The following is a 6757-nucleotide window of genomic DNA, read 5'->3' on the forward strand; positions in this document are numbered from 1 at the left end:
GCACCTCGGTGCCGTCGAAGTCGACCTTCTGGCCGGCCTTGCGGGGGTTGACCCCGCCCACGATGTTGGTGCCCGAGGCGAGCATGCGCCGGGTGTGCTTGGTGCCCTCAGAGCCCGTCATGCCCTGGACGAGCACCTTGCTGTCCTTGTTGAGGAAGATAGCCATGGTGTTTGTTTCCCCTACTTCGCCGCGAGCTCGGCGGCCTGAGCGGCGGCGCCGTCCATCGTGTCGACCTGTCGCACGGCCGGGTGGGCCCGCTTGGTCAGGATCTCGCGGCCCAGCTCGGCGTTGTTGCCGTCCAGACGGACGACCAGCGGCTTGCTGACGTCCTCGCCGCGGCTCTCAAGCAGCTCCAGGGCCTGGACGATGCCGTTGGCCACGGCGTCGCAGGCGGTGATGCCGCCGAAGACGTTGACGAACACGCTCTTGACCGAGGGGTCGCCCAGGATGATGTCCAGCCCGTTGGCCATGACCTCGGCCGAGGCCCCGCCGCCGATGTCCAGGAAGTTGGCGGGCTTGACGCCGTTGTGCGCCTCGCCGGCGTAGGCGACCACGTCCAGGGTGGACATGACCAGGCCCGCGCCGTTGCCGATGATGCCGACCTCGCCGTCGAGCTTGACGTAGTTGAGGCCCTTGGCCTTGGCGGCGACCTCCAGGGGGTCACCCTCCTCGGCGAAGGTGAGGCTCTCCAGGTCCTGGCGGAACTCGGCGTTCTCGTCCAGGGTGACCTTGCCGTCCAGGGCGACGACCCGGCCGTCCGAGGTCAGGATGAGCGGGTTCACCTCGACGAGGGTGGCGTCCTTGCCGACGAAGGCGTCCCACAGCTTGGTGATGACCTCGGTCGCGCCCTCGGCGGCGGCCTCGGGCAGCTTGCCCGCCTTGACGATCTCCGCCGCGACGCTGGCGGGGGCGCCGGTCAGGGCGTCGACCGCGAACTTGGCGACGGCGTCGGGGTTGGTCTCGGCGACCTCCTCGATGTCCATGCCGCCCTCGGCGGAGCAGATGGACAGGAAGGTGCGGTTCGCGCGGTCCAGCAGGAAGGAGAAGTAGTACTCCTCCGCGATGTCCGAGGCCTCCTCGACCAGGACACGGTGGACCGTGTGGCCCTTGATGTCCATGCCGAGGATCTGCTCGGCCTTGGCCTGGGCGTCCTCGGGGCCGTCGGCGACCTTGACGCCGCCGGCCTTGCCGCGACCACCGGTCTTGACCTGCGCCTTGACGACGACGCGGGGTTTGCCGGCGGCGGCGAACTCATCAGCGATGGCACGCGCCTCAGCGGCCGTGCTCGCCACCTTCCCCTGGGGTACGGGAACCCCGTACTCTGCGAAGAGTTGCTTCGCCTGGTATTCGAACAGGTCCACGAGGGTCCGTCCTTGTAACTCGCTGGCTCAGGATGTCTACCGGGGTGGCCTCGTCCGGATCGGCTGTGACCCGCTGACACGTGTCACACGGGGCGCACGAGGCACAACCCCGCGGGCTGCGCCGCTTACAGAAGATCGAGATCGCCGCGGCGTTGCCACCCGCGACATGCGCAAAGCTTAGTCGCCTGAAATCCGGCCGACAGACACCGGGGCCCGGGTTGACCGGCCCCGGTCCGCCCCGAAAGCCGCTCAGGCGGCATCGCGGAAGCACCCGCGTGGGAAAATATGTGACCAGGGACACGACATAACACCACAGGGACGCTTTTCGCCCGGGCACGGCCCCTGAGCAGGTGCGACCAACATCACCCGGGTGTGGCGGGGTCGAGCGGAACTCCGACGGCTCGGAGAGCGGTCAGGCCGCGTGCGCCGGACGGACGTTCTCCCGCACCCAGTCGGCGATCTCCGAGGTCGGAGCACCCGGAGTGAAGATCTTGGCGACGCCCAGGCGTTCGAGTTCGGCGATGTCGGCGTCGGGGATGATCCCGCCGCCGAACACCCGGATGTCCTCGGCGCCGTTCTCCTTGAGCAGCTCCAGGACCCGGGAGAACATGGTCATGTGGGCACCGGAGAGCACGGACAGCCCGATGGCGTCGGCGTCCTCCTGGAGCGCGGCCGCCACGATCATCTCGGGCGTCTGGCGCAGGCCCGTGTAGATGACCTCGACACCGGCGTCGCGCAGCACGCGGGCCACGATCTTGACACCGCGGTCGTGCCCGTCCAGCCCCGGTTTCGCTACGACGATCCGTGCTGCGCCCTCGGCCATGGCAAACCCCTCACGAATGTTCCCCCCGGCCGCCCGGCCCTCCTTGTGGGAGGCCCCCGGGTGCGCGGGGACGAGACGATGAACTCGCATGAAGCGTAACGCAGGTCACTGTCGGGTGGCGGGCGCGGGGACGGGTATCGTCCGAACATGGGAGACGATGTCACCGAATTCGACCAGACCAGCACGGAGGACCTGCGGGACCGCGCAGTCGAACTGGCGCGGCAGCGGTGGGACCTGCGCTTCTTCTGGCGGCTCCTCCGACTGATCCCCGCCGCCGAGGCGGCGGCGGGCAACGAGGAGGCCAGTGAGGCGAGCGTCGCCCAGCTGTCCGGTTTCGTGTACGAGGCGCTGTCCGCCGAGGCCGATCCGGAGGTCCAGGAGGCGCTGCGCCCGGTGTACGTGCAGTACCTCCTCGACCACGGTGAGACCGCGGAGGACGTGCCCGGGAACGAGGACGCGGGAGCCACCGGGGTCCGCGGCGGCACGAACGGCGCCACCAGCACCGCGGAGGGCCCCGTGCCCGGTACGGACGACCCAGGAAGCCCCCCCGCGCCCGGGACGCGTGACGACCGCGGCGGAGCCCTCTGAACCCCTCGTAGCCGGTGGTCCTCCGGGCCGGTGAGCTCCTTCCGGGCTGGCCGGCCCGGGAGCCCGACAGGGCTCGCGGTGTCCCTCGGCGCCGAGGGGCACCGGAGTCCCGGAGGCCTTCGCGTCGATGTCCGAAAACCGCCAGCTTCGGTGTGCCGCGTCGGCGAACATGGATGGCGTGATGGACGACGACCAGCGCTACCGCGCCGTACACAGCAGGGACGCCCGCTTCGACGGCGTCTTCTACACAGCCGTGCGCACCACCGGCATCTACTGCCGACCGAGCTGTCCTGCCGTCACCCCGAAACGGGTCAACGTCCGTTTCTTCCCGACCGCCGCGGCCGCCCAGGAGTCGGGCTTCCGCGCCTGCAAGCGGTGCCGCCCCGACCTGACCCCCGGTTCGCCGGAGTGGAACCTGCGGGCCGACGTGGTGGGCCGCGCGATGCGCCTCATCCAGGACGGCGCCGTGGACCGGGGCGGCGTCAGCGCTCTGGCCTCGGCGGTCGGCTACAGCGAGCGCCAGCTCAACCGGCTGCTGTCGGCGGAGGTGGGCGCGGGGCCGCTGGCCCTGGCCCGGACCGAGCGCGCGCAGACGGCGCGGGTACTGGTGGAGACGACGGACATGCCGATGGCGGACGTCGCCTTCGCAGCGGGGTTCGCGAGCGTGCGCCAGTTCAACGAGACGATGCGCGCGGTGTTCGACCGCTCCCCCAGCGAGATGCGGACCATGGGGAGCGGGCGCGGCTCGGCTTCCGGAGGTCCGCGCGCGGCGGGTGCCCGTCCAGAGGGCACCGAGCCGGGGACGGTGACGCTGCGGCTGCCCTACCGGGAGCCGATCGACCTGGCCCAGATGCTGAGGTTCCTCGGGGACCGGGCGGTGCCGGGGGTGGAGGAGTACCGGGACGGGGTCTACCGCAGGACGCTGATGCTGGCGCACGGTCCCGCGGTGGTGGAGCTGTCCGAGGGGGCCAGGGCGGGCAGGACGCGCCGTGCCGGTGCGGCGGGAAGCCCTCGCTCGACGGAGAGCGCCCACTCGGTGGGCGGGGCGTCCGCAGGCGGCGGGGGGCACGTGCTGTGCCGTCTGCGGCTGTCGGAGGCACGCGACCTGACCAGCGCGGTGCGCAGGTGCCGTAGGCTGCTCGACCTGGACGCCGACCCGCGGGCGGTGGCCGAGGCCCTGGGCGGTGACCCGCTCCTGGGTCCGATGGTGGCCGCCCACCCGGGACTGCGCTCGCCGGGGCACGTGGATCCGGCCGAGCTGGCGGTCCGGGCGGTCCTCGGCCAGCAGGTGTCGGTGCGCGCGGCCCGCACGCTGGCGGGGCGGCTGGTGGAGCGGTTCGGCGAACCGCTCGCTCCGGGTCTGGAAGCGCCGGGCGGAGGACTCACCCACGTGTTTCCCTCTCCTGACGTGCTCGCCGCCGCCGACCCGACCGGCTTCTCCATACCGGTCGCGCGGGGACGCGCCCTGGCGGGACTGTGCGAGGCGATCGCCTCGGGGTGGATCGACCTGGGGCCGGGGTGCGACCGGGACGAGGTCGAACGGCGCCTGGTGGAACTGCGCGGCATCGGCCCGTGGACCGCCGGTTATGTGCGCATGCGGGGTCTGGGTGATCCGGACGTGTTCCTGCACGGCGACCTGGGCGTCCGGATGGCGTTGGAGGCCGCGGGCATGCGTGCGACCCCCGCGGCCGCCGCGCGGGAGGCCCGGGCGTGGAGCCCGTGGCGCTCCTACGCCAACCACGCGTTGTGGGCGTCGTTGGCGGACCGTGAACGGGAGAGCGGGGCCGTCCGGGAAGACGTGGTCGCGCGGAAAGGCGTGCGGGGTGGCTCGAAGGAACGCCAGGAACGGAAGGAATCGGCATGAGCACGCAGCAGGCACAGGCGGTCGGAGAGCCGTGGCAGGAGGAGCAGGGCATGCTGGCGTTCGATGTGGAGCCGAAGGCGCCCCCGAGGGTGGCGACGGTGGAGTTCCGCGCTCCCCTGCCCGGACCGACGCGGTACACGACGATGGAATCACCCGTGGGCGAACTGACCCTGTTCGGTGACGGTGCGGCCCTGGGCGGTGTGCTCACCCCCGCCAAGGACGGGAGGACTCGGGTGGTCCCGCAGGACTGGGTGGCCGACCGGGAGTCGTTCGCCGACGCCGAGAAGCAGCTGAAGGCGTACTTCGCGGGCAAACTGCGCGAGTTCGCCCTGCCGCTGGCCCCAGCGGGGACCGAGTGGCAGCTGAAGGTGTGGGCGGCACTGACGACCATCCCGTTCGGCGAGACCGCGAGCTACGGCCAGCTGGCGGAGGAACTGGGGAGGCCGACCGCTTCCCGGGCGGTGGGCATGGCCAACGGCCGCAACCCGATCAGCATCATCGTGCCGTGCCACCGGGTGATCGGCGCGAACGGCTCCCTGACCGGGTACGCGGGCGGCCTGGAGCGCAAGGAGTTCCTCCTGGGTCTGGAGAGCAGGGTCGCCAGTATCCGCTGACCTGGCAGGCCTCGCAGGAAGATCGTCGGCCCCGTTCCCGGGTGTGGGAGCGGGGCCTTCCTCTGTGTGCGGCGCTTGGGGGCGGCTCTTGCTGACGGCATTGCGTGAAGCACCGCCCTTACACCCCTTGTCGGGGCACGGACTCGTCGTTACTCTTCGGTAACTGTGCGCCCACACCCCTGTGCGCACGGTCCCGATGGCTCCGCCCCCACAAGGAGAAGAGTTGCCGCCCCCTGCCACCGCCTTCCTCCGTGCCCTGCTCTCCAGAACCCGCCCCCTGGGTGTCACCGCCGTAGCCGTCACGGCCTCGGCCGCCCTGGCCGTCACCTCCTCCGCAGCCCACGCCCAACCGAGCCCGGCGGAGACCCCGCTCGCCTCGGCCGACAACGTCGAGATCACCGTCGACGGCGGCACCGCCGAAACCCTGCCGGGCGGCTCGGCAGCCGCTCCCGCCGAGGACCTCCTGGCCGAATCGGTGGTCGCCGACGTCCTCCGAGCACGGAACTCGTCCCTCAGCGCACTCTCCCGCCAGGAGCGCGACGTGCGGGTCGACGTCCGCGAGGCCGCCGAAGGCTCGGCGTTCGGCGTCGCCATCGTGACCGCGCCCATGAACGTCGACGAGAGCCCCCACGCCTGGCTGTTCGCCGCCGACTACGAGGGCTCCACCTGGACGGTGGGGTTGGAGGGGACCGAGGAGTTCTCCTCGATCCTGGCCGACTCCGCACTGCTGGAGGAGGAGGAACGGGAGACCGTCGCCGCCTCGACGGACCCCTCCGGCGTCTCCACGAGCAGCTACACCGGTGTCGGGCTGCCGTTCGCCATCGGCTCCTCGATGGTCATGACGGGAGGACCGCACGGCAACAGCGGAGGCCATCCCTACAGTTCGGTGGACTTCGCCGGCGGCAGCGGCCAGGCCCGCGCGGCCCGGGGCGGTTACGCCTACAGCCTGTGCACCGGCTGGACGCGGGTGATCCACGACAACGGGTACTCCACGGACTACTACCACCTGGAGAACTACCAGTGGCTGCCCGGCAACAACGTCGGGGTCGGCCACTACCTGGGCACCCAGGGCAACAGCCTCTGCGCCGGCGGTTCGACGACCGGTGCGCACATCCACTTCTCACTGCGGGGGTACAGCGACCCCAACGCCGCCGGGTGGTACGTCGCCCTGCACGGCAGGACCCTGGGCGGCTGGACCTTCGTGGAGGGCGGTGCCTACGGCGGCTACGCCTACCGCAACGGTGTCGGAACCGTCTACCCGGGCAACTGGATGTACAACTACGGGTTTTAGGCGCCTGCTGATTTCACAAGTGCACATGTGAGCACACGAAAAAGGGGGGTGGGGTCGCCCGACAAGACAACCCCACCCCCACCACAACAAAAAAGAGGGGAGAAGCCGCCCCGCAAGGCAACCCCTCCCCCCTCAAGAAAAACCGTGGCAGCGACCTACTCTCCCACCCCACCACAGGGCAGTACCATCAGCGCAAAGAGACTTAACGACCGGGT

The 6757-nt window shown here is 70.9% G+C and carries 6 protein-coding genes and 1 pseudogene; 4 read left to right on the plus strand and 3 right to left on the minus strand.

From position 1 onward, the window contains the following. From HGB44_RS31300 to HGB44_RS31310, 3 genes and pseudogenes are all read right to left on the minus strand, one after another. Nucleotides 1-166 (minus strand): annotated as a pseudogene (locus HGB44_RS31300) (succinate--CoA ligase subunit alpha); the annotation flags it as partial. Between the two features lie 14 nt (nucleotides 167-180). Beyond that, entirely contained in the window at nucleotides 181-1362 is a 1182-nt protein-coding gene (gene sucC, locus HGB44_RS31305) for an ADP-forming succinate--CoA ligase subunit beta (RefSeq protein ID WP_061083727.1), read from the minus strand. Between the two features lie 412 nt (nucleotides 1363-1774). Further along, a complete protein-coding gene (locus tag HGB44_RS31310; RefSeq protein ID WP_017568668.1) occupies nucleotides 1775-2185 on the minus strand; it encodes a cobalamin B12-binding domain-containing protein in 411 nt (136 codons plus the stop codon). Between the two features lie 147 nt (nucleotides 2186-2332). On the opposite strand from HGB44_RS31310, the gene HGB44_RS31315 reads away from it, so the two are divergent. From HGB44_RS31315 to HGB44_RS31330, 4 genes are all read left to right on the plus strand, one after another. Next, entirely contained in the window at nucleotides 2333-2773 is a 441-nt protein-coding gene (locus tag HGB44_RS31315) for a hypothetical protein (protein WP_061083726.1), read from the plus strand. Nucleotides 2774-2954: 181 nt separating this feature from the next. Then, complete coding sequence (locus HGB44_RS31320) at nucleotides 2955-4637, plus strand: DNA-3-methyladenine glycosylase 2 family protein (RefSeq protein ID WP_061083725.1); 1683 nt, start codon at nucleotides 2955-2957, stop codon at nucleotides 4635-4637. 50 nt (nucleotides 4638-4687) lie between these two features. Then, nucleotides 4688-5251, plus strand: coding sequence for a methylated-DNA--[protein]-cysteine S-methyltransferase (locus HGB44_RS31325; protein ID WP_168444230.1), 564 nt, complete (start codon nucleotides 4688-4690; stop codon nucleotides 5249-5251). A gap of 223 nt (nucleotides 5252-5474) precedes the next feature. After that, nucleotides 5475-6542, plus strand: coding sequence for a M23 family metallopeptidase (locus tag HGB44_RS31330; protein ID WP_061083723.1), 1068 nt, complete (start codon nucleotides 5475-5477; stop codon nucleotides 6540-6542). Nucleotides 6543-6757 lie beyond the last annotated feature (215 nt).

Source organism: Nocardiopsis alborubida, assembly GCF_012396365.1.
Taxonomy (GTDB): Bacteria; Actinomycetota; Actinomycetes; order Streptosporangiales; family Streptosporangiaceae; genus Nocardiopsis; species Nocardiopsis alborubida.